The following is a 24,236-nucleotide window of genomic DNA, read 5'->3' as shown; positions in this document are numbered from 1 at the left end:
GCGCGATCTCATACCGGTCATGAAGCCTGGCGAATACCAGCATTTCGGCATGGAATTTTGGTCGGAACATTCGGCGTTTGGCAACCCTGAATTTCCAGACGATTTCGAGCGCGCGTTGCTCGTGGCGGGGCTGACGGAAAAGCAACTGGCGCGCATCCGGAGCAGCCGCTTCCCTGACGATAAAGCCATCGAAATCGGGATGTGGCTCACCTCAGGCTTTGCCCATGTCGCAATGCTGCATGCTGCCGGGACAAAGGCTGGCTTACTCGTGAACGGTCGCACCCACGCACCAATGGAAGGGTACTCGGGCAAGGACGCATACCACTACGGCTACAACCCGATTGAGGGCCGTGACGCTATCCGCGCTCTGGAGAAGCAGAAATGACACCGAAACAGGCATACGACGAGCGCAAGCGGCTGCGCATAGAGAACGATCTCCGGGCCGAACAGCGGCGAGCTGCCGGCTATGACCGCGAGGACGAGATGCAGGAGCAGTTCACGCGGCTGCTTAACAGCTTCGAGCGCATCGCCAGCGTTCTTGAGCTTTGGGCCGATCAGCAGGAGCCCCGCCCATGACCATAGAGCGGATAGAGAAGGAACTGCGTGAAGCGTTGGAGTTGCTGTCCAGTTGGCCAGACGAGAAACCGGCCGCGCATTTCCGCGTCCTCAGCAAGTTCACAGTCGGCGACTTCCGCACCCTTCTCACCGAGATAGAGCGCTTGCGGGAGGCGCTGAAGCCGTTTACCGAGGCGTGCCCATCGCTTTTTAACGATTGGTGCCCGGACGAAACACCGGCTTGGTGGGTCGATGGCGTTGAACCGGGTGACGAACGAGCCTCACCCATAACGGTCGGCGACTTCCGCAACGCCTCCCGCGCCCTCAGCGATAAGGATGGCGGCGATCATGGGTGAGACGCTGACGCTCGAAACCTTCCGAACCGTGGTGGCAGCGCTTGGCCAGCAGGCGACCGAGGATATCGCTTGGTCGCAAAGCATCACGCCACCGACCGATCCTGACGACTTCGCCCTGGAGGCGATCTTCGTCATCTGCAATTCCGGCATGAAGAACACGGTAGCGCGGCGCATCTTCGAAAAGTGCCGCGACGAGTTGTTTCGCGGCGGCAATGCCAGGAACGTCTTCGGTCATCTCGGCAAGGCGACGGCCATCAATGACATCTGGAATGGCCGCGCTGACCTGTTCACCCGCTACATGGCCGCGATCGACAAGCTGGAATTCTGCGCATCCCTACCTTGGATCGGCAACATCACCAAATATCATCTGGCCAAGAACTTCGGCGCCGATGTGGCCAAGCCTGACGTTCATTTGCAGCGGCTCGCGGACAGGGAAGGAACGACCGCACAGGCGTTGTGTGAGCGCTTGGCGAAGGAAACCGGCTGGCGGACCGCGACTATCGACGTCGTGCTCTGGCGGGCCTGCGCCAATGGCGTAATCAACTCTCGAACGGGCGAGATCCGCCCCAGCCAGTCCGGTGATGGTAATGGCTGAGCGGGCGACACATACGCAGACGGCTCTGAGCGCGGCGGATTTGGCTGTCCACTATGGAATGACGCCCCGCTACTGGACGCGCATGGCGGCCGAGGGCAAGGTGCCTGGCGCTTGGCAGCCTAGCGGATCGAAGGGGAAATGGCTATTCGACAAGCCAATTTTTGAACGCTGGCAGCGGACAAGGCGCAAGGAGATATCGGCATGGCCGGGGTATACAAGCGCGGGAAAACATACTGGGGCCGCGCCCAGCGTAACGGCAAAGAATACCGATTCACCCTCGGCACCGAAGATAAGCGAACTGCTGAAAAGCGTTTGCGCAAATGGCTGAATGAAATGGATGACAGCGCGTGGGGCGATAAACCTCCGCGTCCGTGGCCTGCTGTCTGGGAACGCTTCATGCGCGAGCACTTCCCGACGATAAAGCCGAACAGCGCCACGCGCTATGCGGTCAGCCTGAAGAATCTATCCAAGGTGCTTGACGGGAAGAACATCCAGCACGTCACCACGGCCCTTCTGAGCGAGTTCGAGACGCTGCGGCGGTCTGAGGGCGCCAGCGCCCCGACAATCCGTAGGGATCTCGCCTGCCTGTCCTGCATCATGTCCTACTGCGAGGAATGGGAATGGATCGACGACGGCAAGAATATCATCCCGGCCTACATGCGCAGGCGCCGCCGCAGAGGCCTCAAGGAGGCGCCAGGACGCACGCGCTACCTTTCCGTGGATGAAGAGGCCGAAGTGATTGCCAAAAGCTCTGAGCCATGCCGTACGGCGGTTATCGTGTCGATCGACAGCGGGCTTCGCGAGCAAGAGCTGCTTGGGCTGACGTGGCCGCAAATCGACTTCAAAAACTTCACGATCAGAACCGGCACCAAAACCAAGAGCGGCAAGGAACGCTACGCGCCCCTGTCACAAAGGTCGGCACAGCTTTTGGAGCGCCGGCCCCGGCACATCAAGAGCAACTTCGTGTTCTTCCATCCAGACGGGAAGCGCATATCTCGCTTGAACCAAGCCTTTGAGGGAGCTGTGCGGCGGGCGAAGCTAAAGGACGTTCGCTGGCATGATCTGCGCCGCACGTTCGGATGCCGGCGGCTTCAGGGCGTAGGCTGCGATGTGTCTACAATGCAGGAAGTCTCTACCATGCTCGGACACTCGTCAGTGGCCGTGACAGAGAAGTCCTATGCGTTCCTTGACCTCGAAAAAACCGCACAAAAGGCGGCACAGCCCTCGCGGACTACAGCGGAATAGTGTATAAGTTTCAATAGTTTGCAGATATCAATGTGGTGACTCTGACTCCGTTAGTCCTGGTTCGAATCCAGGTTCCCCAGCCATATATCTTTAGGTCCGTTCCTGGCACGTGGATTACGGTTTTTACCGGAGGCATGGGTAACACTCTTGGCCCGAACGGGTTTGGAGTGGTTCGAGCCTGCATGCATCATCATCGAAGCCAGATACGGTCCTCAACCTGTTTGATGCCGATCTCGAAGCCGATCGTTCGCCGAAGTGCTTCGCCAGCACGCCTTTGATGCGCTCTGCCGACCAGGTCCATGGCGCGCGCCGCCACGATCAGCGCCTTCGTGGAATCGAAGCCGCCCGACGCGCCCATGATTGCGTGCTCGAGGTTGGTGGCCGAAAGCCGCGTCGCCAGACCCTGGACTTGGATGTGATTGGCTTTGTCCCAATCTTCCTGGCCCCGTTTAGCTGGTTTCCTGGCACTTTGGTACGTTTCCTAGGCTTTGCCGCCTTCATATTCGTAACTTGCTGACAGAACCGTCTGCGCGCCTGCCAACTACTTTTGACACAGATCAACGTCCGGTCGCCGCATTCGGGCGAAGTTAAGTCTGGCTGATTGGATCGACGAATGCAAAACACCGATTTCATTGACGCAGGCAGTGCCGAGTTGATCCCCCCGAAGGACCGTTCGGTGAGCCGAATGCTCGTGCCGAGTTTACCCGAGCCTACTCCTCTGCAACCTGTCGCTTCCGCCGTGAGACCGCGCCGCCGGCTTTGGCTTGGGTTGGCGCTGGGTTTAGCCGCGGCCGCGGCCGCGGCAGGCGGATATTGGTGGCAGCATGCCGAGCCTGGACTTCCAGCAGGCATCGCCTTCGGCAACGGCCGGGTCGAGGCCGACGAGATCGACATCGCAGCCAAGTTCGGCGGCCGCATCGCCGCGCTCCTTGCCGACGAGGGCGACGGCGTCCGCGCCGGCCAGGTAGTCGCTCGGATGGATACGCAAGACCTCGAAACGTCGCTCCACAAGGCCGAGGCACAGATGCTCGGAGCGAGCCGCATGCTCGACGAGGCGAGCGCCAGCGTCGAGCAGCAGAAGGCACAGGTGAAGCTCGCTGAGCAGCAGCTCGCCCGCGCAATCTACCTTGCCGACAAAGGCTATGCGACGACCGAGATCCTCGACCAGCGCCACCAACAGATGGACGCCGCCAACGCTGCATTTGCGGCAGCCAACGCGCGTGTCGGCGAGGCCGAACAGACACTGGCTGCGGCCAACCACGATGTCGACCTCTATCACATCAACATCGCTGACAATTCGCTCGTCGCGCCGCGCGCTGGTCGCATCCAATATCGCCTCGCGAATGTCGGCGAGGTGATCGGCGCCGGCGGCAAGGTCTTGACCATGCTCGACACCGGCTATGTCTATATGGATGTCTTCTTGCCCACGGCACAAGCCGGTCGCGCGATGACGGGCAGCGACGCCCGTGTGGTGCTCGACGCCAGGCCTGATGCACCAATCCCGGCCAAGGTGGTCTTCGTCTCCGACCAAGCACAATTCACGCCGAAGGCGGTAGAGACCAAGGCGGAACGCGACAAGTTGATGTTTCGGGTCCGCGTGCGGGTGGACGCCGACTATCTGCGCGCCCACTCGGCAGAGGTGGGCTCCGGTCTTCCAGGCTTGGCTTATGTTCGACTCGATCCGGGCACGGAATGGCCGATTTCGCTTGCAGGCCGGACCGATGAACAGTCCCGATGATCCCGTCATAGCCGTCGACGGGCTATCGCACCGCTATGGCCGGACACTGGCGCTTGACAATGTGACGCTCGTCCTTTCGGCCGGCGCACTCGTCGGGCTGATCGGCCCGGACGGTGTCGGGAAATCGACGCTGCTCGGCCTCATCGCCGGTGCAAAGCGCATCCAGAGCGGCTGTGTGGCGGTGCTTGGCGGCGATATGGCGGACCGCGGCCACCGCGTCGCCGCTTGCCCGCGCATCGCGTATATGCCGCAAGGCCTCGGCAAGAATCTTTATCCCGATCTCAGCGTGCGGGAGAACATCGACTTTTTCGGCCGCCTATTCAGCCAGCCGGCACTCGAGCGCCATCGACGTATCGACGCCCTTCTCGAGGCGACCGGCCTCGCCCCTTTTCCCAACCGTCCGGCCAAGAAGCTCTCCGGCGGCATGCGGCAAAAGCTCGGCCTCTGCTGCGCCCTCGTCCACGACCCAGATCTCCTCATCCTCGATGAGCCGACCACCGGCGTCGACCCTTTGTCGCGCCGGCAGTTCTGGGAACTGATCGAGCGCATGCGCGCCGCACGCCCTGGCATGAGCGTGGTTGTCGCCACCGCATATATGGAGGAGGCAGAGCGCTTCGACGAAATCATCGCCATGAATGCCGGCCGCATCCTCGCGATAGGCTCGCCGGCCGAGTTGAAGGCGCGCACAGGACAGCCTAACCTGGAAGAAAGCTTCATCGCGCTCCTGCCCGAGGCAGTCCGCGCCAGGCGGCGGACGCTCTCCGTCCCACCGCGTCCGTCCGGCGAGCGCGAGGCGGCGATAGTCGCCCGCAACCTGACCCGGCGCTTCAGCGACTTCGTCGCTGTTGACGGCGTGAACTTCACCATCGAGCGCGGCGAGATTTTCGGCTTCCTCGGTTCGAACGGCTGCGGCAAGACCACGACGATGAAGATGCTGACCGGGCTGCTGCCAGCTTCCAGTGGCACGGCTTGGCTGTTCGGGCAACCGATCGACGGCACCGACATGCGCCTGCGCAGACGCGTCGGATATATGTCGCAATCCTTCTCGCTCTACACGGAGCTCACCGTGCGGCAGAACCTCGACCTGCACGCACGGCTCTTCCACCTGCCCGCCAACAAGGCGCGAGTCCGCATTGCGGAACTGGTCGAGCGCTTCGGCCTAGGACCCCATATCGATCAGCGGGCAGCGCAGTTGCCTCTTGGCATCCGCCAGAGGCTCTCGCTTGCTGTCGCAGTGGTTCATGAGCCGGAACTCCTTATTCTCGACGAGCCAACCTCGGGGGTCGACCCACTCGCTCGTGACGGCTTCTGGGAACTTCTCGTCGATCTGTCGCGCCGTCACGGTGTCACCATCTTCGTCTCCACCCATTTCATGAACGAAGCGGCGCGCTGCGATCGTCTCGCGCTCATGCAAGCGGGGCGTGTGCTGGCCACCGGAACGCCTGCCGAACTGGTCACCGCCACGAGTGCGGCCAATCTCGAGGACGCCTTCGTCGCCTATCTTGAAGCCGGTGAAAGAGAAACGCCCCGGCCCTCGCCGGCCCGCCAGGCAGTCGCCCCCACCGTTGGCCCGGTGCGCGCTACGCCACGGCGGGGCTTCAGCCTCGGGCGGCTCCTCGCCTATTCGCTACGCGAAGCGCTGGAGGTGTGGCGGGATCCTGTCCGGCTCGGCTTCGCACTCCTCGGCACGGCCTTCCTCATGATTGTGTTTGGGCTCGGCATCAACACCGACGTCAACCAACTGAGCTTCGCCGCGCTAGATCGCGACAACACGCCGGAGAGCCGCACCTATCTGCAAGAGTTCCGCGGCTCGCCTTATTTCACCGAGAAATCGGTGCTCGCCGACTACAGCGACCTGGAAAATCGCCTGAGGAGCGGCATTGTGACGGTGGCCATCGAAGTGCCACCCGGTTTCGGCCGCGACGTGCGGCGAGGGACTTCCGCCGAGATTGGCGCCTGGGTGGACGGCGCGATGCCGTTCCGAGCCGAGACAGCGCGGGCCTATGTGAGCGGCGTACATCAGCAATACCTGACCGATCTGGCGCGTCTGCAGCCGAACGGCCCGTCGGCGGCGGCTCCGGCCAGCATCGAGACGCGCTTCCGCTATAACCAGGACTTCGACAGCATCTACGCGATGGTTCCCGGCACCATCGCCATGCTGCTTGCCTTCATCCCGGCTATCCTCATGGCCGTGGGCGTGGTGCGCGAGAAGGAGCTCGGCTCGATCACCAACCTCTATGTAACGCCGGTCCGTCGCCTGGAATTCCTGCTCGGCAAGCAACTCCCCTATGTGGTGGTCGCCTTCGTCAGCTTCTTGAGTCTGCTTGCCATGGCGATCTTCCTGTTCGGCGTGCCGCTCAAGGGCAGCCTGCTCGCGCTGCTGGTCGGCGCGGTCCTCTATGTGACCGCCATGACCGGGTACGGATTGGTGATCTCGACCTTCACCAACACCCAGATCGCTGCCATCTTCGCCACCGGGATCATGACTTCTCTACCGGCCGTGCAGTTCTCAGGCATGCTGACGCCCGTCTCCTCCCTGGCGGGTTTTCCGGCCTTCATGGCCCACACGTTCCCGGCGATGTATTTCCTGCGCATCTCGGTCGGCACCTTCACCAAGGCGCTGGGCTTCCAAGAGCTTGCCGGAAACCTGCTGGCACTTGCGGTCTTCATCCCGCTTCTCACCTTGATCAGCCTGGCATTCCTCCGCCGGCAGGAGCGGTGACGTGACCCAGCACATGGCGAACATCTTCTGGCTCGGCGTCAAGGAGTTGCGGAGCTTCTCGCGCGATTTCGTACTCTTCGGCTTCGTCGTCTACTCCTTCTCGTTGGCGGTCTATACGCAGGCTGAGAGTCCCGCACAGGAGATCCACAACACTGCCGTCGCTATCGTCGACGAGGACCACTCGGTCCTCTCGCGCTCGATCGCCACGGCTCTGCTGCCGCCCTATTTCAGCCGTCCAACCGAGGTAGCAGCCGGCAAGGTTGACGAGCTGATGGGCGCCGCCCGCAGTACGTTTGTCCTCGACATCCCGCCCTATTTCGAGCGCGACGTCATGGCAGGGCGCCGGCCGGCTATCCAGGTCAACGTCGACGCCACCGCTATGATGCAAGCCGGCATCGGCGCTGGTTATCTGCAGCAGATCATCGCCGGCGAAATCGCTCGCTCTGCCGCTCATGCCAAACCGTTACGATACGACCCGGCAAATCTCGCTGTCCGCGTCGCCTTCAATCCCAACCTCACCACGCAACTTTTCAATGCCGTCATGGCCATCATCGGCAATGTCAACATGCTAGCCATCATACTTGCGGGCGCTGCAATCATCCGCGAGCGTGAACACGGCACCCTGGAGCATCTGCTGATCATGCCGCTTACGCCTCTCGAGATCGCAGCTGCCAAGGTGTGGGCGAACGGCCTGGTAATCACCGTCGCGGTCGGCCTGTCGCTTTGGCTGGTGATAGAGACATTGCTCGGAATTCGGATCGTCGGATCCATTCCGCTATTCATGGCAGGCGTCATGCTCTATTTGTTCTTTGCTACCGCCATCGGTATCTTCCTGGGCACGGTCGCCCGCTCAATGCCGCAGGTAGGGCTCCTGTTCATCCTGATCGCCCTGCCGATGAACATCCTCTCCGGTGGCAATACGCCGCTCGACAGCATGCCAGCATTCCTGCGGGCGGTGATGCAGTTGTCACCATCGACCCATTTCGTCAGCTTCGCCCAGGCAATCCTCTATCGCGGTGCTGGTTTTGACGTCGTGTGGCCGCAATTTGCCGTTGTTGGCCTGGTCGGCGGCGGATTCTTTGCCCTGTCCGTCATGCGTTTCCGCAAGATCAGTGCCATGGTGATGTGAGTAACCGCGCAGTCTCCATGCCATACTCCTCAGTTGAGGTCAGTTGAGGGACGGGCACATGCGGACGTGCTGATCAAGCTTGCCCCATAGCGCCTCCTGATATCCCGATCTCAGCCATGAGCACGCCCAATTCGGCCGGAGGTGCAAGGCAGAAAGTTCGAAAAGCTTCCAAGAACCCCAGCCAAGTTTATTCATAATTTCAATCAGCAGCTTACACAGAACTTTATGTCCTGATGCAGGCCATTCCAGGTCACCCGTTCAGGTGGTGAGCGCGGCTGTGGTCGACCTTCGCGATATATAAAAGCAATTGCTAATATATTGAAAAGGTGACAGCATCGGGCTCCGCGTCGCGTATGGGAGGATGCCATGGCCGATGGTGGAATAAATGTCACCAAACTTGAATCCAAATCTCACGACAACCCGGATGAGGTTCGCTCGCCCGACAAGACACGTGTCGAGGTGGTGCGGCTTCCAGGCTTTACGCTCGGGCGGCTCAACATGGAGCCGGGATGGAAATGGTCCGAATGCGTGAAGCCGGTCGTCAAGACGGATAGCTGTCAGGTATCGCATGTCGGCTACGTCGTTTCCGGAACCATCACCGTCAAGATGAACGACGGGACCCAGAAGACGTTAACGAAGGGTACGTCCTATACGATCCCGCCCGGCCACGACGCCTGGGTGGAAGGCAACGAACGCTTCGTCTGCATCGAGGTCATGAGCGCCGAGCAATACGCCAAGCCGGCGTAGGGCAAACTGCTGGGCTGCTGGCTAAAAGGTTTCTCGTCGGGCGGCGAGGCTGCTGTCGCGACATGAATATGGCTGCAGCTCCGCCCGTCGGCCGCAGGCAGAAGACAAATCCTTTCGTTTCTCGAAAACGGAAGGATTTGGCGAACCTCCCTTGCCGGATACTGTCGTGGTTGCACGCCGGTCGCCTCATGCCTTCCACATCGTCGATCGAAGAACAGCCTGCATATGCTCTGCGAGGTCGAGTTCGCCGCGCGCCTCTATCTCCAAAAGATATCGGGCCTTGGCCAGGCGATCGCCTTCCTCAACCGCGGCATGGCCGCAGATGGCGAGCAGCGCCCTCTCCTCCTCCCGGCTGGCCCTGTCGGAGTCGCCGCCTAAGTCGTGCAGCGCCTTGCCGAACGCCGCGTATGCCGCCCTGTGCGCCTCGATCAGCTCTCGCAGTCTATCGGACGGTTCCTGGTCTTGGCCCGGCGACCCTGTGCCGCGTGCGGTTGCCGCAACCGTCGAGGCGACGACTGCGCTGCCGGAGTGGAAAAGCAAGGCGCGGCGGTTGATCCTGGACGTGGCGAACTCTCCCATTTGCTGCGATCGCCATGCGCTCGATGACATGACACCATCTGACTGTAACACGACGGTTTGCATATTCTTGTCAGGATGGAAGGTTCGAGGCAGCCGACAGCAAGCGGCGCGTCACTCTTTAGGCGGCTCGAGGAAGGTGATATTTCCCGAGTGAAGAAGATTGATGGTGGCAGGTGCGTTCCAATGGCTAAGCTGCCTGAAGTTCTGCACGAGGCCGGATAATGGTCACCGACACCGAGTTCATTCACGAAAGCATCAGCCAAGGCTGCGTGACGCTTGCCAATGGCGAATTCCTCATCGACAGGCTGGTGAAATATGTCGGCAACGGAAGGATCCGTTGGCATGTCGAGTTTCGTGGGCATCGCGTCGAGTTCACGACCGGCCAGCTCAAGATGCAACCGACCTTCCGAAAGAAGATACTCGAACAGGCCGGCGTACTGCCGCCCCAGCGTGCCGGGGCCGATTACAGGCGATGGGCCATCGAGTTGAGGAAGAAGGCCGTCGAACTGCCTTGGCGGGACAGGCCGGTCGATGCCGGTTTCTCCATCGACAGCCTTGTCAGTCTTGGAGGCGATCGCTGGACGATCGACTATCAAGGCAAGGTCATCAAGTTCACGACGACCAAACTGCGCAGGCAAACCAGTTTCCGCAAACGCATGCTGGCCAAGGCCAATGTGCTGCCGCCGCAACTGGATCCGGTCGCCTATCGGAAGTGGGTGGACTGGCTGATTCGAAACGCCATGGAGGCCGCACCGCAGGCCCGAGATACTTTGATGAGCGAGAAAAGTTGGCTCGACGACCTGCCGGAGCTGGCCGGCTGGCAAAACGAAGGGCCGCACGACGGGACCAATTAAGGGCGGCGCGCCACCTACAGTCCCCGTATCGTCACCCAAACCGCGCAGGGGCACGCCGACAGAACAGGTTGACGCGTGTTGGTGGGGCGGCCTTAAGACCAGCACGGTCTGAGGGCGGGACGGTGACGCATCGGTCTGCAAAACCGACGTAATGGTTCAATTCCCATTCAGAGCTCCATTTTCAACAGCCGCCCACGCTGGCACAAGCAGGGCGGCTTTTTTGTCAGAGACGCCAGCCCTACCCCTCTTAAACAGCGGCGGTGCAACCATGGCGTTTGCAATGCTTGGAGGCACACATTGATGGCGAAGGAATCCAGGCGAGGCTGGCTCACCGTGGCGACGCGGGTCCTCCGCGAACTCGAAGATCGGAGCGACAATCGTTCGGAAACAGGCCAAACGCCCCTCCAAAACACCCTTTTGTTGCGCCGTCGCAACATACTTTGGGAAAAGTGTGCGCCTCGATCCTGCAATTGCCTTCCGTAAGGGAACTCCTGTGATACTGATACACAGAGCTAGGATTAGGCATAGCTCCATGCGGGGACAGGCCATGAAATACCTTTTGGCAGCAGCATTTTTGGGCGCCACCCTTACTTCGGCCATGGCGGCAGATGTTGTGAACGAGCTTCCGGTCGCTTCCACGTACGATTGGACAGGCGCCTATATCGGCGGCCAGATCGGTTACGCGTGGGGCAAGGACCATATCCAGGACGAGAACATCGCCAGCGGCGATTCAGATTATTCGGATAGCTTCAGGCTCCGTGGGGTCACCGGCGGTATTTTTGCCGGCTACAATATGCAATGGGGCAATATCGTCGGCGGCGTCGAAGGCGATATCGAGGCCTCCGGAATTGTCGGCCACAACCCGGACTGGCCGTTCGGAAGTGACGACAATACCCATGTCGATGCCCAGGGTTCATTGCGCGGGCGCCTGGGCTATGCCTTTGACAACTGGCTACCCTATGTCACCGGCGGTTTGGCGCTGGGAGACATTCATACGAAGTTCGAAGACGGGCCGGCAACGGATTCCAAGTCTACCATCAAGGCCGGCTGGACGGTCGGCGCGGGTCTCGCTTACGCTTTCAACAAGAACTGGGTCGGCCAGGCCGAATATCGCTATACAGATTTCGGCAAGGTTACGACTGCAACCGATAACACTGACTCGGGTTGGGAAGAGCACGAACACCTCAAGACCAACGAGGTCCGAATCGGGATCGCCTATAAATTCTGATTTGCAGATCCTGTTTTTCAGGTCACCCGCTCAGCAGTTCCAAATATCGGTGCGTGTTCCGTACAGTGGTGCCACGATATATAGTGGTGCCATATAGGGTGATGCGGATATGCGGGTTAAAATAGCCAAACTGCAAGTTAGTCTGGATTGTGCTGAAGGTCAGAAAGCATTGGGCACACCGACTGCGCTTGTCTGACGAAGACAATGAGTCAGACGAGCCGGGAAATGGACCGCTTCAACCTTGGCACCTATCGCCGCCCGATCTCCACCCGCTCGACTGAGACCCAGCGCTGGTTCGATATCGGGCTGAACTGGTGCTACGGCTTCAACCATGAGGAAGGCATCAAGTGCTTTGAGAAGGCCTTGGAGACCGATCCCGGCTGCGCGATGGTGCATTGGGGCATCGCCTATGCCGCCGGGCCTTTCTACAATCTGACCTGGAAGGAACATGGTGAGGTCGAGGTCAACAGCGCGACCAGGCGCTGCTTCCAGCACGTTCGGCTTGCGCGTGCCCACGCGGCCGGCGCCAGCGATGTCGAACGGCGATTGATCGAGGCGCTGGCCTCTCGCTTCCAGAAGCCGCACAAGGTCAGCCCGCAGGAATTCGAACGATGGGATGATGCCTATGCCGCCGCGATGCGGCGGGTCTACCAGGATTTTCCCGACGACCATGATGTGATGGCGCTGCTGGTCGAGGCGCTGATGATGCGCACGGTGCGGCGGCTGTGGAACCTCAAGACCGGCGAGCCGGCGCCGAATTCGGACGTGCTTGAAGCGCTGGAGGTTTGCGAGCGGTCGATCCGGCTTGCCGACGAGGCAGGCGCGGCGCAACATCCGGCGATCCTGCACCTGCACATCCATCTCCTGGAAATGTCCACCATGCCGGAGCGCGGCCTGCGCTCGGCCGACCGGCTCGGCGAAATGTGTCCCGATGCCGGGCACATGAACCACATGCCGGGGCATATCTACGTGCTGTGCGGCGATTATGAGAAGGCGAGGATCGCCAGCGAAAAGGCGGTCCGCGCCAATGACCTCTATCTCGCCTATGCGGACGAGCCGACCTATTACCTGCTCGGCTGCTGCCACGACCTGCATCTGATGATGTTCACCTGCATGTTCCTTGGCCAGTACCGTCCGGCGCTGTGGGCCGCCGACAAGGTGCGCAGCCTGGTGACGCGAGACGTGGTCGCCATCCTGGACCGGCCCAAACTGACGCAAACGGTGGAGGGCTACCATGCGATGAAATCGCACGTGCAGGTGCGCTTCGGCCGCTGGCAGGAGATCATCGACGAACCGGCGGTCGAAGAGCCCGGCCTCTATGTGCTGACTGCGGCCATGCAGCATTACGCCAAGGGCATCGCGCATGCGACGCTGAGGCAATTCACGGAAGCCGAGCGCGAGCGCGACCGGTTCCACCGGCATATGGAGACCATTCCGGCCGAACGGCGTTTCCTCAGCAACCCCACCCGCGCCTCGCTCGCTGTCGGTGTCGCCTTGCTCGATGGTGAGCTTGCCTACCACAAGGGCCGACACGAGGAGGCCTACGCCCATTTGCGCCAGGCGGTCGAGCTGGATGACAACCTCTCCTACACCGAGCCATGGGCGTGGATGCACCCTCCCCGCCATGCGCTGGCGGCCTTGCTTCTCGACCGGGGCCACATGCAAGAGGCCGAGCGGGTCTATCGCGACGATCTCGGCATCAGCGGCAAGGTGCAGCGCTGCGCCCAGCACCCGGACAATGTCTGGGCGCTGCATGGGTTGGTTGAATGTTTGAGGCGGCGTGGCGAGAGCGAGGAGCTGCCGGCCCTGCAGGCAAAGCTCGCCACGGCGCTGGCCAAGGCGGATGTGGCGATCAGCTCGTCATGCCTGTGCCGGACGAGCGTGCGGCGCGGTTGTTGTCACTGAGATTCCGATCTGAGGATGTTTCTTCAGAAGATCTTCAGGCGATGGAAGCCCGAGCCGCCACAGCACGGACCGGGCAGCGCGGCGGCATCAGCCGATCAGGCCAGGCGCAAGGAACGGCTTTCCTCAATTAGTGCGGAGCAGTCGATCTCATCATGAAATTGGGCGCATGCATCAGGTGCAAGCCAGGAAGCGTAAGACCGAAGCCGTTTGAGCCTGGCTGTTTTCTCGAGCCGCGCCAGGCGCTCATCTTCGGCTGGTTGGGTATGAGGCGGCCTTTTGTTCCTCTCGGCGGGATCTTGCATATCGACTGTCCTCGGTCGGAGCCTACAAAGAGGCCCGCTTAATGAGGGAGTTGGCCCACTCACCGGAAGATAGGATCACCTGTTGCTCGGGGGGCCGCTCTCCACCTGGGCTCGATGCCACCACAGGCGCGGACGAAAGTCGCCATCCATTTTGATGACGCTGCCGCGAATTGGCGTCGGACCCGGCAGCTGTAGCCCTCATGTGATGGCGCCGTCCGCTACGAGAATATCCGCGCCAGTTCGTCGATGCTTGCGCCTTCCTTGACCTGGCGCAGCTCGACATAGCTGACCGCGGCGGCGATCGACAGCACCATGGAGACCACGGTCTGCACCAGCGCGGCGCCCAGCTGCGCGAGAATCCCGCCAAACAGGACGAAAACCAGCAATATCCCCCACTGGATGACCATCGCGATGATCATCAATATGAGAAACAGGCCAAACAGCGACCAGCGGTTGCCCTTGGTCAGGGCACGGCTGCGCGACATCGAGCCGAAAACGCCCCGCCGCTCCTGAATCAGGACCGGCACCGACATCGACCATCCGAGCCACAAGATGATGCCGGGCACAATCAGGGCCAGCATGGCAAGGACCGAGCCAAAGGCGACGAGGAAGCCAATCGCCAGCGTCGGCAGCAGGAAGCGGATCGCAATCTGAATGCAGTCGCCGAAGGAGGGCCGCCTGCCGTTCAGGTCCTCGATCGTCGCCCGGACCAGTGACGACTGAAGCAGCATGGTGAAAACGAAGGAAACCAGCCCGGCGACGAGGCTGAGGTAGGAATTGCGAAACATCGCATGGGGATCCGCCATCGCGCCCGGATCGCCATGCAACATCGCGTCGACCTGAGGCTGGGTCCACAACCGGACAAGCAGCGTCGGCGCGCCGGCGAACAGCGCGGCAAGGCCAAGGCAAAGCCCGATGTTGCGGCCGATGACGGCAAAGGTGTTGTTGAACACCCTGCCGATCTCGAATCGGCCGGGTTGTCCCAATGTCGCAGTGGTCATTATATTCCCCCGAGCCGCCGCAACATCCAAACAACCAACCTCGAAAGTAAATCTGGCAAGATTAAAAGGCTTCGTCCAGTGGCCTTGCAATTGTCCAGGCGTATTGCCAGTGTCGGCACCAAACCGCAGGTGCAGAGGGGCGAGCGGGTGACAGTCGCACAGCCGCAGGACGCCGAATGGCTGGCAAAGATACACAAGCAGTTGCTTGCGGACGATTCCATCCAGTTTGACCTGCCGACGCTGGTGCAGCCCGAGCCGCCGGAATGGCTGCGGCCTTTCCTGGAAGCATTGGCGAAGATCGGCCCTTACATGATCTACCTGTTCTGGGGCGCGGTGATCGTCGGCGTCGCGGTCATCGCGCTTCTCGTTGCCCTGGAGACCAAGGGCGTGGCATGGCGCCTGCCGTGGCGGCGCGCCCGTAAGCAGGCAGAGGCGGAAGAGGCATGGCGCCCGGATGTTGGTGCCGCGCAGATCCTGCTGTCCGAGGCCGACGCGCTCGCCGCGCGCGGCGACTATGACGAAGCGGTGCATCTTCTGCTTCGCCGCAGCGTCGCCGACATTGCAGGGCGGCTGCCCGACTTTCTGCGCCCGTCGCTCACCTCGCGCGACATCGCCAGCGCCACATCGTTGCCGGCGCGGGCACGCAGCCCCTTCAGCGAGATCGCGCGCATCGTCGAGGCAGCGCTGTTTGCCCGCCGGCCGGTCGGAGCCGATGGCTGGCAGCAGGCGCGCGGCGCCTATGAACGCTTCGCCTTCAGGGATGCCTGGACATGAGCGCGCCGGCGGTCGAGGCCGCGCAGGAACCGTTCAACCGCAAAACCCTGTTCTGGGGCATTTTTGCCAGCCTGCTGGCGGCGGCGGGATTTTTCCTGCTGTCGACCTACGCGCCGGACTTTCGCCAGCCGGAAGGCGGCGGCACGCCGCTGTCCAAGGGCGGCTCCGGCTATGCCGGGCTCGTCGAATGGCTGAAACTCGCCAATGGACAGGCGCCACCGATGGCGCGCAGCGAGGAAGCGCTCAGCTCCGGCCTGGCGTCCGAATTCCTGCTGATCGTCACCATCGCGCCAAACAGCGACCCGGGCGCGCTGGCAAGAATCATCAAGCTTCGCTCGGGCAAGGCCACGCTGTTCGTGTTGCCCAAATGGATCACCTTGCCGTTGCAGGACCATGAAGGCTGGGAGATGAAGCTCGAACGGCTGCCCGATACCGTCGTCAATGACTGGCTCGGGCGCATCGCCAAGGCCAAGCTTGGCGAAGGCAAGAGTTCGGTCGGGCAGATCGACGTCGCCGGCCGCATGGTCGCCGCGCCGGAAGACCTGCAATGGGTCGCGGACGATCACCCCTTGATCGCGGCGGGCAATGGCAAGGCCGTTCTCACGGAGCTCGACGAAGGGCCGTTCTACATCCTGACCGACCCCGATCTTATCAACAACGCGGCGTTGAAGGATCCGCAAAAGGCGGCGGCGGCACTCGACATCATCGCCATGCTGGAGCCCGGCAAGGGCGCGGTGATGTTCGACCTGACGCTGCATGGCGTCGGGCAGAAATACGATCTTGCCAAGCTTTTGGTCGAGCCGCCCTTCCTGGCGCTGACGCTGTCGGTGCTGGCGGCGGCGGCCCTCGCCTTCCTGCATGGGCTCGGCCGGTTCGGGCCGCCGCGCACCGAGGCCCGGGCGATTGCCTTCGGCAAGCGGGCGCTGGTCGACAGCACGGCGATGCTCTTGAAGCGCGCCGGGCGGCTCGGGGACCTCGGCGATCGGTATGCGGCGCTGATGCGTGCGCGTGCCGGCGCATTGCTCGGCGCGCCGCAAGGCTTGCCGGGCGAAGCGCTCGACCGCTGGCTCGATTCTCGCGACCGAAGCGAAACGCAGGGCTTCAGCCGTCGCTTCAAGGCCGCGAGCGAAGCTGGGAACCTGGCGCAAATGCATGAAGCAGCGGAAGCGCTGCATGACTGGACGACAAGGAGGCTCGGTGAACGTCGATGATGTGAAGGCCCTGGCGACCGCGATCAGGGAAGAAGTGGCGAAAGCAATCACCGGGCAGCGCGACACGGTCGATCTGATGCTGACGGCATTGTTCGCCGGCGGTCACATATTGCTGGAAGGCCCGCCGGGAACCGCCAAGACCATGACCGCGCGATGCTTCGCGCAAGCGCTTGGCGTCGCCTATGGCCGCATCCAGTTCACGCCCGACCTGATGCCTGGCGATATCGTCGGCTCCAACATCTACAATTTCCAGAGCGGGCAGTTCACGCTGACGCGCGGGGCGATCTTCTGCGACCTTTTGCTTGCCGACGAGATCAACCGCACGCCGCCGAAGACGCAGGCCGCCCTTCTGGAGGCCATGCAGGAACACGCCGTCACTTTCGACGGCACCACGCATGCGCTCAGCCAGAACTTCATGGTGGTGGCGACGCAGAACCCGATCGAGCATCAGGGCGTCTACCCCCTGCCCGAGGCACAGCTCGACCGCTTCCTGTTCAAGCATCGGGTGAGCTATCCCGATCTCAAGGAGGAACGGGCCATCATCGTCCATCATGGCGGCGGCACCGCCTCGCACGATATTGCGCAATACGGCATCAACGCGCAGACGGACCGCAAGACGCTGGAAACAGCACTTGCCACGGTTGGTGACGTGACGCTGGTCGACGATGTCGTCGGCTATATAGCGGCCCTGGTGCGCCGCACGCGCGAAAGCCCGGACCTTGAGGTCGGCGCCAGCCCGCGGGCGGGCGCCATGTTAGCCCGGGCCGCACGCGCCAGGGCGGCACTCGACGGCCGCGCCTATGTCATTCCCGACGACGTCAAGGCGCTCGCCATACCAGCGCTGCGCCACCGCGTCATCCTGTCGCCGGCGGCGCAGATCGATGGGCGGCTGGTCGAGCAGATCGTTTCCGACCTCGTCGACCAGACGGAGGCGCCGCGTTGATCTACCCGACCGGCAAAGCGGTGTGGGCAGCGGCGGCGGGGGCGATCCCTGCCTTCCTCATCGCGCTTGCGCTGCCGCATGTCTGGTACCTGGGCCTGCTGTGGATCTGTGTGCTGCTTGCATTTCTCGCGGTCGACGCGGCGGCCGGGCGTGGGCGTGCCTCGCTCAGCGCCAGTCTCTCGGCGCCACCGCAGGTCGGCGTCGGCGGGCGCTTTACCGTGCATGTCGCGGCCAGCCTCGGCCAGCAGGCGCGCGTGCTGCAAGCGCGTGTCGGCCACGATCAGCGTGCGGAGCCGGTCGGCCGCACAGGCGGCGCGTTGCCGGCGAATGGCGGCACGCTCGATCTCGAATTCACGGCGCGCAGGCGCGGCATTGCCAGTTTCGACCGGGTCTGGCTGCGCTGGAACGGCCAGTTCGGGCTGACCTGGAACCAGGTCGTGCTGCCGATGGACCGCAAGGTGGCGGTACTGCCCGACGTCAGCAGCGCGCGCGACGAGGCGATCACTTTGCTGCAGCGCTCCGCGCTGGCCGACGGCCACGCGCAGAGGCGAGCCGGCCAGGGCCGCGAGTTCGAGGCGCTGAAGGACTATCAGCCAGGCATGGGCCGGCGGATGATCGACTGGAAGCGCAGCGCCCGCCACGGCAAGCTTCTGGCGCGTGAGTTCAGGATCGAGGAGAACAACAACATCGTGCTGGCGATCGACAGCGGCCGGCTGATGTGCGAGCCGGTCGACGGCGTGCCGAAAGTCGACCGGGCGGTGACGGCGGCACTTCTGTCGGCCTTCATAGCGCTCAAGGGCGGCGACCTCGTCAGCCTGTTCTCCTTCGATGCCACGCCCCGCGTCTCGAGCGGCGCGGTGCGCGGCTCGCCGAGTTTCACGATGATCCAGAAGCGCGCCGCCGAGATCGACTATTCCGGCGAAGAGACCAATTTCACGCTGGCGCTGACGACATTGGCGGCCAAGCTCGACCGTCGCTCGCTGGTCATCGTCTTCACCGATTTCGTCGACCCGATCAGCGCCGAACTGATGCTACGCACCGTCGGCCGGCTGACCGAGCGGCATCTGGTGCTGTTCATGCTGATGAAGGATGTCGAACTGGAGACATTGGCCGACATGCAGCCCGCGAAACCCGAGGATGTGGCCCGCGCGGTCACCGCGGGTGGCCTGCTTCGGGAACGGCAAGTGGTGATCGGGCGACTGCGGCTGCTGGGCGCGCATGTGATCGAGGCCGACCATCAGCGGCTCGGTCCGGCCTTGGTCGAGCGCTATATCCAGCTCAAGGAGGAGAACCTCCTATGACGCTGCCCGCCGGCACCGATGCCGTACGCCAGTCGCTGGCAAGCTTCCGCCAGGAGCGCGAGGCCGACTGGAAGGCGTTCGAGGCGCTGCTGGCCCGCGTCGAAAGACGCGCGCCGCGCACGCTTTCTGAAGACGAGTTGCTGTCGCTGCCATTGCTCTACCGTTCTGCGCTGTCCTCCCTCTCGGTGGCCCGTGCGACATCGCTCGACAGCGCGCTGATCGCCTATCTGGAGGCGCTCAGCCTGCGCGGCTATTTCTATCTCTACGGCGCGCGACGAAGTTTGAGGGAGCGCGTCGGCGATTTCTTCCTGCGTGACTGGCCGGCGGCGATCCGCGATCTGTGGCGCGAGACCTGGGTGTCGGTCGCACTGACGGTGACCGGCGCCATTGCCGGCTACTGGCTGGTGGCCTCCGACAAACGCTGGTACGACGCCATCATCGCACCCAGCCTTGCCGGCGGGCGCAATCCGGATTCGTCGACCGAAGTGCTGCGCAGCGTGCTCTACGATGGCGGCAGCAGCCACTTCCTGTCCGGCTTTGCCGCCTATCTGTTCACCCACAACACGCAGGTGGCGATCCTGGCCTTTGCTCTCGGCTTCGCCTTCGCGGTGCCGAGCGTTCTGATCATCCTGATGAACGGATGCATGCTGGGCGCGCTGTTCCAGGTCTATGCGGCCAAGGGGCTGGGCTTGGAGCTTGGCGGTTGGCTGTCGATCCACGGCACGACGGAGCTGTTCGCCATTGCGCTGGCGGGCGCGGCCGGCATGCGCATCGGCACGCGCATCGCCTTCCCCGGCGAACTGACCCGGATGGCTGCCGCCGCCCAGGCCGGGCGGGTGGCGGCGACCGTGATGGTCGGCGTGATGATGATGCTTCTGTTTGCCGGCCTGCTCGAAGGCATCGGCCGGCAGACGATCACCAGCGATGCGACGCGCTACGCCATTGGCGGCGGCATGCTGACGTTGTGGATCGCCTATTTCTACCTGTTCCGGATGGTGCGGCATGGCAACGGCTAGGAACCCTGCCGAGCTGACAAGGCCACTGATCACGCCGGAAGGCGTCGACCTCAGGATCAAGCTGGCGGACGCCGGTACGCGGGCTTCGGCCTTCCTGCTCGATGTGGTGATCATCGTCGCGGCCGCTGTTGCGGTCACCCTCGTCGTCATCTTCGGCCTCGGCGGCCTTGGCGTGAAGGAGGCGGAGCCGCTCTTCATCGTCTGGATCATCTTCATCTTCCTGCTGCGCAACGTCTATTTCATCACCTTCGAGGCGGGCCGGCGGGCCGCGACGCCCGGCAAGCGGATCGTCGGCGTGCGGGTCGCCTCGCGCAGCGGCGCGGGTCTCACCATCGACCAGGTGATCGCGCGCAACCTGATGCGCGAGATCGAGGTTTTCCTGCCGCTGTCGATCATCGCCGCGCGCGGCGGCGCCGGCGTAGCCGACACGCTGTCGACGATTTTCGGCCTGGTGTGGTCGCTGCTGTTCTCGCTGTTTCTACTGTTCAACCACGACCGGCTGCGCATTGGCGACCTGCTTGCCGGAACCTGGGTGGTGGAGACGCCGAAATTCAAGCTGGTCGAGGACCTTTCGCAGCGAAAGGATCCGGTCGCCAAGCGCTTCCCTTTCAGCCCGGCGCAGCTCGACGCCTATGGCATCGCCGAATTGCACAAGCTGGAAGAAGTGCTGCGCCGCGACGATTATTCTGCGATGAAAGCTGTGGCGGAAACGATCGGCCGCAAGATCGGCGCGAGGATCGAGCCGATCGATTCGAAGGCCTTTTTGACCGCCTACTACGGTGATCTGAGGGCGCATCTCGAGCGCAAGCTGCTGCTCGGCAACCGCAAGGCGGACAAGTATGCGCGGTAGCAACCTACAGCCTGCGGGACTGCCATGAACACATCGCCATCCGACCTCGAACTCCAGGAAATGGAGGCCCGGGCGGCCATGGCCCAGCCCGGACCGTGGAAGTCATGGATCGAAGGCCGGGATTTTCTAAGCGGATCGAATTTCATTCAAATCGGGGCAGGAGCTGGCCGAGGCGAAGATATCGAGCTGAGCGGCGCTACTGTCGCCGACCAGGATTTCATAGCAGCCGCACGCCAGGACATCCCTCGCCTTGTGGCCGAAGTCCGCAGACTTCGCGGAATCCTCGATCGTCAGGAATAAGGAGGCAGCGAGGCCTGCCCTACCTCAGCCACTTCTCATAGTCGGCCACCAGCAGGTGCACCGGGGCGACATCTTCGTCGATGTTGGAGAAGCGGCCGATCGGCTCGCGGAAAACATTGTCGGTGAGATCGTCGTTGACGGTCGACACCTCACCGATCAGCACATCCTTGCCCTCGGCCCAGAAGGCATGCCAGACGCCCGGCAGCAGCGTGACGCTCTGGCCCGGGTCGAGCTTCAGCAGGCCGCCAGCCGGCAGCCGGTGGATGGTTCCATCGACGGGCACCGACACCTCGGCCTTGAGATCGATGCCGCCGTCGCGGTCGTGCATGAACAGTTCCAGCACCAGCTTGCCGCCGCCACGGTTGATGATGTCCTCGGCCTTGATGTTGTGGCGGTGCATGGGCGACAGCTGGTCCTTGCGCGAGATCATGATCTTCTCGGCATAGAGCATGCCCATGCCCTTCTTCATGTCCTCGTAGCGGCCGTTGCGCACGGTGAACAGGAACAGGCCGAGCTCGTTGAATTTTTCCTGGCCGTAATCCGTGATGTCCCAGCCGAGTCGCGAGGTATAGATCGCCGAGGAATCGACCTGGCGCGCCTTCATCTCCTCGGGCGACCAATAGGCGAAGGGCGGCATGATATAGCCGAACGAGCGGATGAAGGCGTCGGCTTCGCGGATGATGTCGTTGATGGCGGAGCGTTTCATGATCGTGACCCTTCGTGTGGATTTTTTAGACAAATCGCATAGCCGAACGCCGCTGCGGTGTCGATCCATCTCGCCGTGCCCGCGCCTGCGCTACTCGCGGATGGCCCAGCGGTCCGGTCCGCTGGCCGCATGACATCAAGCACTTTCAGGCTCATAAACCCTGCGAATTCTCACAGGGATAGAAGATGCCGACCGTCCACGATCTCGATACGCCGTCGATCCTGATCGACGCCGCTCGCGCCGAAGCCAACATTGCCCGCGCACAGGCCCACGCCGACAGGAACGGACTGAAGCTGCGGCCGCATATCAAGACGCACAAGCTGCCCTATTGGGCGAAGAAGCAGGTCGCGGCGGGTGCCGTCGGCATAACCTGCCAGAAGATCGGCGAGGCCGAGGTGATGGCCGATGCCGGGCTGTCCGATATTTTTCTACCCTACAACATTCTCGGCCGCGCCAAGCTGGAACGGCTGAAGGCGCTGCACGGCCGCGTAACTCTGTCGGTCACTTCCGACAGCATGGACACGCTGGAAGGGCTGGCGGCCACTTTCACCGATACCGGCCATCCTCTCCAGGTTCTGGTCGAATGCGACACGGGCATGGGCCGCTGCGGCGTGCAAACGGCTGATGAGGCGGTTGCGCTGGCAAGGCTGATCGACAAGGCCGGTGGCCTCGCCTTCGGCGGGCTGATGACCTATCCGGCCGCTGGCCGCGCGGCCGAGGCCGAAGCCTGGCTTGCGAAAGCCAAGCAGGCGCTGGCCACTTCAAGCCTCGCTTGCGAACGCATCTCCAGCGGCGGCACCCCGGACATGTGGCGCTCCAGCGATGCATCGGTCGTCACCGAATATCGTCCTGGCACCTACATCTATCTCGACCGCTACCAGGTCGCCAAAGGCGTCGGCACCTTGAGCGATTGCGCGCTGACGGTGCTGTCGACGGTGGTCAGCCACCCGACGGCAACCCGCGCCATCCTCGATGCCGGCAGCAAGGCGCTGTCCAGTGACACGCTGGGGCTGAAAGATTTTGGCGAGCTCCTCGGCGCTCCCGACGCAAGGGTCACCGGGCTCAGCGAAGAACATGGCACTGTCACGCTTTCCGGCGACGCGAAGCTGCGCATCGGCGAGCGCGTGCGCGTGGTGCCCGACCATTGCTGCGTCGTCACCAATCTGTTCAACGAGGTCAACCTGATCGACGGCGAGCAGGTGCTCGAAACGTTGCCGGTGGCAGCGCGCGGGCTGATGGCCTGACCGCCTACGGTCCAGTGACAGGTGGGTTTCAGGCCGGTTGCCGCTCCGCCTGCCGAGCCGCTACCCGCCGCATGGCGATCACCCGGCGGCGGCGGATTTCGGTGCGCATCGCCATCAGGTGCAGCGTGAAGAACAACGCCGTGAACCCGACGGCCATGACCAGCAGCGGCCAGAGCAGGCTGGGGTCGATGGTCGGGCCGCCGAGGCGGAACACCGAGGCCGGCTGGTGCAGCGTGTTCCACCAGTCGACCGAGAATTTGATGATCGGGATGTTGATGAAGCCGACCAGCGTGATGATGGCGGCGGCCCACGCGGCGCGGCTGGCGTCGTCGAGCGCACGGGTCAGCGCGATGATGCCGAGATACATCAGGAACAGCACGAAGACCGAGGTCAGGCGCGCGTCCCAGACCCACCAGGTGCCCCACATCGGCTTGCCCCAGATCGAACCGGTAATCAGCGCCAGTGCGGTGAAGACGGCGCCGATGGGGGCCGCCGATTTCAGCGCGACATCGGCCAGCGGATGCCGCCAGACCAGCGTGCCAAGGGCTGAGACCGCCATCAGCGAGTAACACATCATGGCGAGCCATGCGAAGGGCACATGGATGTACATGATGCGCACGGTGATGCCTTGCTGGAAGTCCTCGGGCGCGGCGAAACTCATATAAAGCCCGACGGCAAGGATGAGCGCGGCGATCGTCGCCAGCCATGGCACGACCTTGTCGGCCAGCCCAACGAAGCGCGTCGGGTTGGCAAGGTCCATCCAGCCGCTCAGGCGTGAAGTCGTGTCGCTCATGCGGCTTTACATAAACCGCCGGCGCGATTGGGGCAATCGAGCGGCGGTGTCGCAGGCTTGGTTACCCCCTTGTTGGGAGGGTCGCTGCGAAGCAGTGGGGCGGCACTGCCCCACCGGGACCTTCGGTCCGACCTCCCCACAA

The 24,236-nt window shown here is 62.8% G+C and carries 25 protein-coding genes and 1 tRNA gene; 21 read left to right on the top strand and 5 right to left on the bottom strand.

Annotated elements, in window-relative coordinates; genetic code table 11:
- The 5 genes from CK227_RS36800 to CK227_RS20525 form a co-directional block, all read left to right on the top strand.
- Positions 1-385 (top strand): hypothetical protein (locus tag CK227_RS36800; protein ID WP_179302413.1); only part of this gene is annotated, 385 nt, incomplete at its 5' end.
- The gene (locus CK227_RS20540; RefSeq protein ID WP_095804202.1) at positions 382-576 is read left to right on the top strand and encodes a hypothetical protein; all 195 of its coding nucleotides are present in this window, start codon (positions 382-384) and stop codon (positions 574-576) included. The genes CK227_RS36800 and CK227_RS20540, both read left to right, overlap by 4 nt.
- Entirely contained in the window at positions 573-911 is a 339-nt protein-coding gene (locus tag CK227_RS20535) for a hypothetical protein (RefSeq protein ID WP_095804201.1), read from the top strand. The genes CK227_RS20540 and CK227_RS20535 overlap by 4 nt, the downstream gene beginning before the upstream one ends.
- Positions 904-1,506, top strand: coding sequence for a hypothetical protein (locus tag CK227_RS20530; protein ID WP_143750512.1), 603 nt, complete (start codon positions 904-906; stop codon positions 1,504-1,506). The genes CK227_RS20535 and CK227_RS20530 overlap by 8 nt, the downstream gene beginning before the upstream one ends.
- A 201-nt stretch (positions 1,507-1,707) precedes the next feature.
- Entirely contained in the window at positions 1,708-2,751 is a 1,044-nt protein-coding gene (locus tag CK227_RS20525; RefSeq protein ID WP_095804199.1) for a site-specific integrase, read from the top strand.
- Between the two features lie 190 nt (positions 2,752-2,941).
- Here the strand turns inward: CK227_RS20525 and CK227_RS36795 are convergent, their stop codons facing one another.
- The gene (locus CK227_RS36795) at positions 2,942-3,109 is read right to left on the bottom strand and encodes a hypothetical protein (protein WP_179295930.1); all 168 of its coding nucleotides are present in this window, start codon (positions 3,107-3,109) and stop codon (positions 2,942-2,944) included.
- A gap of 255 nt (positions 3,110-3,364) precedes the next feature.
- Here CK227_RS36795 and CK227_RS20520 point away from each other — a divergent pair, with 255 nt between their 5' ends.
- The 4 genes from CK227_RS20520 (at position 3,365) to CK227_RS20505 (ending at position 9,087) form a co-directional block, all read left to right on the top strand.
- Positions 3,365-4,489 carry an HlyD family efflux transporter periplasmic adaptor subunit gene (locus tag CK227_RS20520; RefSeq protein ID WP_245317967.1) on the top strand — a complete coding sequence of 375 codons (1,125 nt, stop codon included), beginning with the start codon at positions 3,365-3,367 and terminating at the stop codon, positions 4,487-4,489.
- A complete protein-coding gene (gene rbbA, locus CK227_RS20515; protein ID WP_095770474.1) occupies positions 4,473-7,211 on the top strand; it encodes a ribosome-associated ATPase/putative transporter RbbA in 2,739 nt (912 codons plus the stop codon). Before CK227_RS20520 ends, rbbA begins: the two co-directional genes overlap by 17 nt.
- Position 7,212: 1 nt before the next feature.
- Complete coding sequence (locus CK227_RS20510; protein WP_245317969.1) at positions 7,213-8,340, top strand: ABC transporter permease; 1,128 nt, start codon at positions 7,213-7,215, stop codon at positions 8,338-8,340.
- A gap of 366 nt (positions 8,341-8,706) precedes the next feature.
- Positions 8,707-9,087: a cupin domain-containing protein gene (locus CK227_RS20505; protein ID WP_095770476.1), complete on the top strand. Its 381-nt coding sequence runs from the start codon at positions 8,707-8,709 to the stop codon at positions 9,085-9,087.
- Positions 9,088-9,273: 186 nt separating this feature from the next.
- Here the strand turns inward: CK227_RS20505 and CK227_RS20500 are convergent, their stop codons facing one another.
- Complete coding sequence (locus CK227_RS20500; RefSeq protein ID WP_245317971.1) at positions 9,274-9,729, bottom strand: hypothetical protein; 456 nt, start codon at positions 9,727-9,729, stop codon at positions 9,274-9,276.
- Positions 9,730-9,887: 158 nt separating this feature from the next.
- On the opposite strand from CK227_RS20500, the gene CK227_RS20495 reads away from it, so the two are divergent.
- From CK227_RS20495 to CK227_RS20480, 4 genes are all read left to right on the top strand, one after another.
- The gene (locus CK227_RS20495; RefSeq protein ID WP_095770478.1) at positions 9,888-10,520 is read left to right on the top strand and encodes a hypothetical protein; all 633 of its coding nucleotides are present in this window, start codon (positions 9,888-9,890) and stop codon (positions 10,518-10,520) included.
- 105 nt (positions 10,521-10,625) lie between these two features.
- Positions 10,626-10,698: transfer RNA gene (locus CK227_RS20490), tRNA-Cys, on the top strand.
- A 369-nt stretch (positions 10,699-11,067) separates the two neighbouring features.
- Positions 11,068-11,748 (top strand): outer membrane protein, encoded by a 681-nt coding sequence (locus CK227_RS20485; protein WP_179295929.1) that lies wholly within the window; start codon positions 11,068-11,070, stop codon positions 11,746-11,748.
- Between the two features lie 225 nt (positions 11,749-11,973).
- Positions 11,974-13,653, top strand: a complete 1,680-nt coding sequence (locus CK227_RS20480; RefSeq protein WP_095770480.1) for a hypothetical protein — start codon at positions 11,974-11,976, stop codon at positions 13,651-13,653.
- A gap of 520 nt (positions 13,654-14,173) precedes the next feature.
- Here the strand turns inward: CK227_RS20480 and CK227_RS20470 are convergent.
- Positions 14,174-14,956 carry a hypothetical protein gene (locus tag CK227_RS20470; RefSeq protein WP_095770482.1) on the bottom strand — a complete coding sequence of 261 codons (783 nt, stop codon included), beginning with the start codon at positions 14,954-14,956 and terminating at the stop codon, positions 14,174-14,176.
- Positions 14,957-15,103: 147 nt separating this feature from the next.
- On the opposite strand from CK227_RS20470, the gene CK227_RS20465 reads away from it, so the two are divergent.
- The 7 genes from CK227_RS20465 to CK227_RS20435 are packed head-to-tail and all read left to right on the top strand — an operon-like array spanning position 15,104 to position 21,351.
- Positions 15,104-15,730: a DUF4129 domain-containing protein gene (locus CK227_RS20465; RefSeq protein WP_179296313.1), complete on the top strand. Its 627-nt coding sequence runs from the start codon at positions 15,104-15,106 to the stop codon at positions 15,728-15,730.
- Positions 15,727-16,941 (top strand): DUF4350 domain-containing protein, encoded by a 1,215-nt coding sequence (locus CK227_RS20460; protein WP_095770483.1) that lies wholly within the window; start codon positions 15,727-15,729, stop codon positions 16,939-16,941. Before CK227_RS20465 ends, CK227_RS20460 begins: the two co-directional genes overlap by 4 nt.
- Positions 16,928-17,884, top strand: coding sequence for a MoxR family ATPase (locus tag CK227_RS20455; protein WP_095770484.1), 957 nt, complete (start codon positions 16,928-16,930; stop codon positions 17,882-17,884). The genes CK227_RS20460 and CK227_RS20455 overlap by 14 nt, the downstream gene beginning before the upstream one ends.
- A complete protein-coding gene (locus CK227_RS20450) occupies positions 17,881-19,185 on the top strand; it encodes a DUF58 domain-containing protein (protein WP_095770485.1) in 1,305 nt (434 codons plus the stop codon). Before CK227_RS20455 ends, CK227_RS20450 begins: the two co-directional genes overlap by 4 nt.
- Positions 19,182-20,201 carry a stage II sporulation protein M gene (locus CK227_RS20445; protein WP_095770486.1) on the top strand — a complete coding sequence of 340 codons (1,020 nt, stop codon included), beginning with the start codon at positions 19,182-19,184 and terminating at the stop codon, positions 20,199-20,201. Before CK227_RS20450 ends, CK227_RS20445 begins: the two co-directional genes overlap by 4 nt.
- Positions 20,188-21,051, top strand: coding sequence for an RDD family protein (locus CK227_RS20440; RefSeq protein ID WP_095770487.1), 864 nt, complete (start codon positions 20,188-20,190; stop codon positions 21,049-21,051). The genes CK227_RS20445 and CK227_RS20440 overlap by 14 nt, the downstream gene beginning before the upstream one ends.
- A 24-nt stretch (positions 21,052-21,075) precedes the next feature.
- The gene (locus tag CK227_RS20435) at positions 21,076-21,351 is read left to right on the top strand and encodes a hypothetical protein (protein WP_179295927.1); all 276 of its coding nucleotides are present in this window, start codon (positions 21,076-21,078) and stop codon (positions 21,349-21,351) included.
- Between the two features lie 19 nt (positions 21,352-21,370).
- On the opposite strand, the gene CK227_RS20430 is transcribed toward CK227_RS20435, so the two are convergent.
- Positions 21,371-22,057 (bottom strand): D-lyxose/D-mannose family sugar isomerase, encoded by a 687-nt coding sequence (locus CK227_RS20430; RefSeq protein ID WP_095770488.1) that lies wholly within the window; start codon positions 22,055-22,057, stop codon positions 21,371-21,373.
- Between the two features lie 185 nt (positions 22,058-22,242).
- On the opposite strand from CK227_RS20430, the gene CK227_RS20425 reads away from it, so the two are divergent.
- A complete protein-coding gene (locus tag CK227_RS20425) occupies positions 22,243-23,301 on the top strand; it encodes a D-TA family PLP-dependent enzyme (RefSeq protein ID WP_095770489.1) in 1,059 nt (352 codons plus the stop codon).
- Positions 23,302-23,329: 28 nt separating this feature from the next.
- Here CK227_RS20425 and CK227_RS20420 read toward each other — a convergent pair whose 3' ends face one another.
- Positions 23,330-24,094 (bottom strand): heme ABC transporter permease, encoded by a 765-nt coding sequence (locus CK227_RS20420; protein ID WP_095770490.1) that lies wholly within the window; start codon positions 24,092-24,094, stop codon positions 23,330-23,332.
- Positions 24,095-24,236 lie beyond the last annotated feature (142 nt).

It is taken from the genome of Mesorhizobium sp. WSM4308 (genome assembly GCF_002294905.1).
Lineage (GTDB): Bacteria > Pseudomonadota > Alphaproteobacteria > Rhizobiales > Rhizobiaceae > Mesorhizobium.
The sequence above is the reverse complement of the archived record's forward strand: the minus strand, read 5'-3'. Positions and strand labels throughout refer to the sequence as shown.

What these genes read in the sequence shown, in the direction of transcription:
- CK227_RS20495 (WP_095770478.1), top strand. Translation starts at nt 9,888, where the DNA reads ATGGTCACCGACACCGAGTTCATTCACGAAAGCATCAGCCAAGGCTGC.
- rbbA (WP_095770474.1), top strand. Translation starts at nt 4,473, where the DNA reads ATGAACAGTCCCGATGATCCCGTCATAGCCGTCGACGGGCTATCGCAC.
- CK227_RS20520 (WP_245317967.1), top strand. Translation starts at nt 3,365, where the DNA reads ATGCAAAACACCGATTTCATTGACGCAGGCAGTGCCGAGTTGATCCCC.
- CK227_RS20500 (WP_245317971.1), bottom strand. Translation starts at nt 9,729, where the DNA reads ATGCAAACCGTCGTGTTACAGTCAGATGGTGTCATGTCATCGAGCGCA.
- CK227_RS20530 (WP_143750512.1), top strand. Translation starts at nt 904, where the DNA reads ATGGGTGAGACGCTGACGCTCGAAACCTTCCGAACCGTGGTGGCAGCG.
- CK227_RS20445 (WP_095770486.1), top strand. Translation starts at nt 19,182, where the DNA reads ATGACGCTGCCCGCCGGCACCGATGCCGTACGCCAGTCGCTGGCAAGC.
- CK227_RS20485 (WP_179295929.1), top strand. Translation starts at nt 11,068, where the DNA reads ATGAAATACCTTTTGGCAGCAGCATTTTTGGGCGCCACCCTTACTTCG.
- CK227_RS20430 (WP_095770488.1), bottom strand. Translation starts at nt 22,057, where the DNA reads ATGAAACGCTCCGCCATCAACGACATCATCCGCGAAGCCGACGCCTTC.
- CK227_RS20540 (WP_095804202.1), top strand. Translation starts at nt 382, where the DNA reads ATGACACCGAAACAGGCATACGACGAGCGCAAGCGGCTGCGCATAGAG.
- CK227_RS20505 (WP_095770476.1), top strand. Translation starts at nt 8,707, where the DNA reads ATGGCCGATGGTGGAATAAATGTCACCAAACTTGAATCCAAATCTCAC.
- CK227_RS20440 (WP_095770487.1), top strand. Translation starts at nt 20,188, where the DNA reads ATGGCAACGGCTAGGAACCCTGCCGAGCTGACAAGGCCACTGATCACG.
- CK227_RS20460 (WP_095770483.1), top strand. Translation starts at nt 15,727, where the DNA reads ATGAGCGCGCCGGCGGTCGAGGCCGCGCAGGAACCGTTCAACCGCAAA.
- CK227_RS20525 (WP_095804199.1), top strand. Translation starts at nt 1,708, where the DNA reads ATGGCCGGGGTATACAAGCGCGGGAAAACATACTGGGGCCGCGCCCAG.
- CK227_RS20420 (WP_095770490.1), bottom strand. Translation starts at nt 24,094, where the DNA reads ATGAGCGACACGACTTCACGCCTGAGCGGCTGGATGGACCTTGCCAAC.
- CK227_RS20535 (WP_095804201.1), top strand. Translation starts at nt 573, where the DNA reads ATGACCATAGAGCGGATAGAGAAGGAACTGCGTGAAGCGTTGGAGTTG.
- CK227_RS20425 (WP_095770489.1), top strand. Translation starts at nt 22,243, where the DNA reads ATGCCGACCGTCCACGATCTCGATACGCCGTCGATCCTGATCGACGCC.
- CK227_RS20435 (WP_179295927.1), top strand. Translation starts at nt 21,076, where the DNA reads ATGAACACATCGCCATCCGACCTCGAACTCCAGGAAATGGAGGCCCGG.
- CK227_RS20480 (WP_095770480.1), top strand. Translation starts at nt 11,974, where the DNA reads ATGGACCGCTTCAACCTTGGCACCTATCGCCGCCCGATCTCCACCCGC.
- CK227_RS36795 (WP_179295930.1), bottom strand. Translation starts at nt 3,109, where the DNA reads ATGGGCGCGTCGGGCGGCTTCGATTCCACGAAGGCGCTGATCGTGGCG.
- CK227_RS20470 (WP_095770482.1), bottom strand. Translation starts at nt 14,956, where the DNA reads ATGACCACTGCGACATTGGGACAACCCGGCCGATTCGAGATCGGCAGG.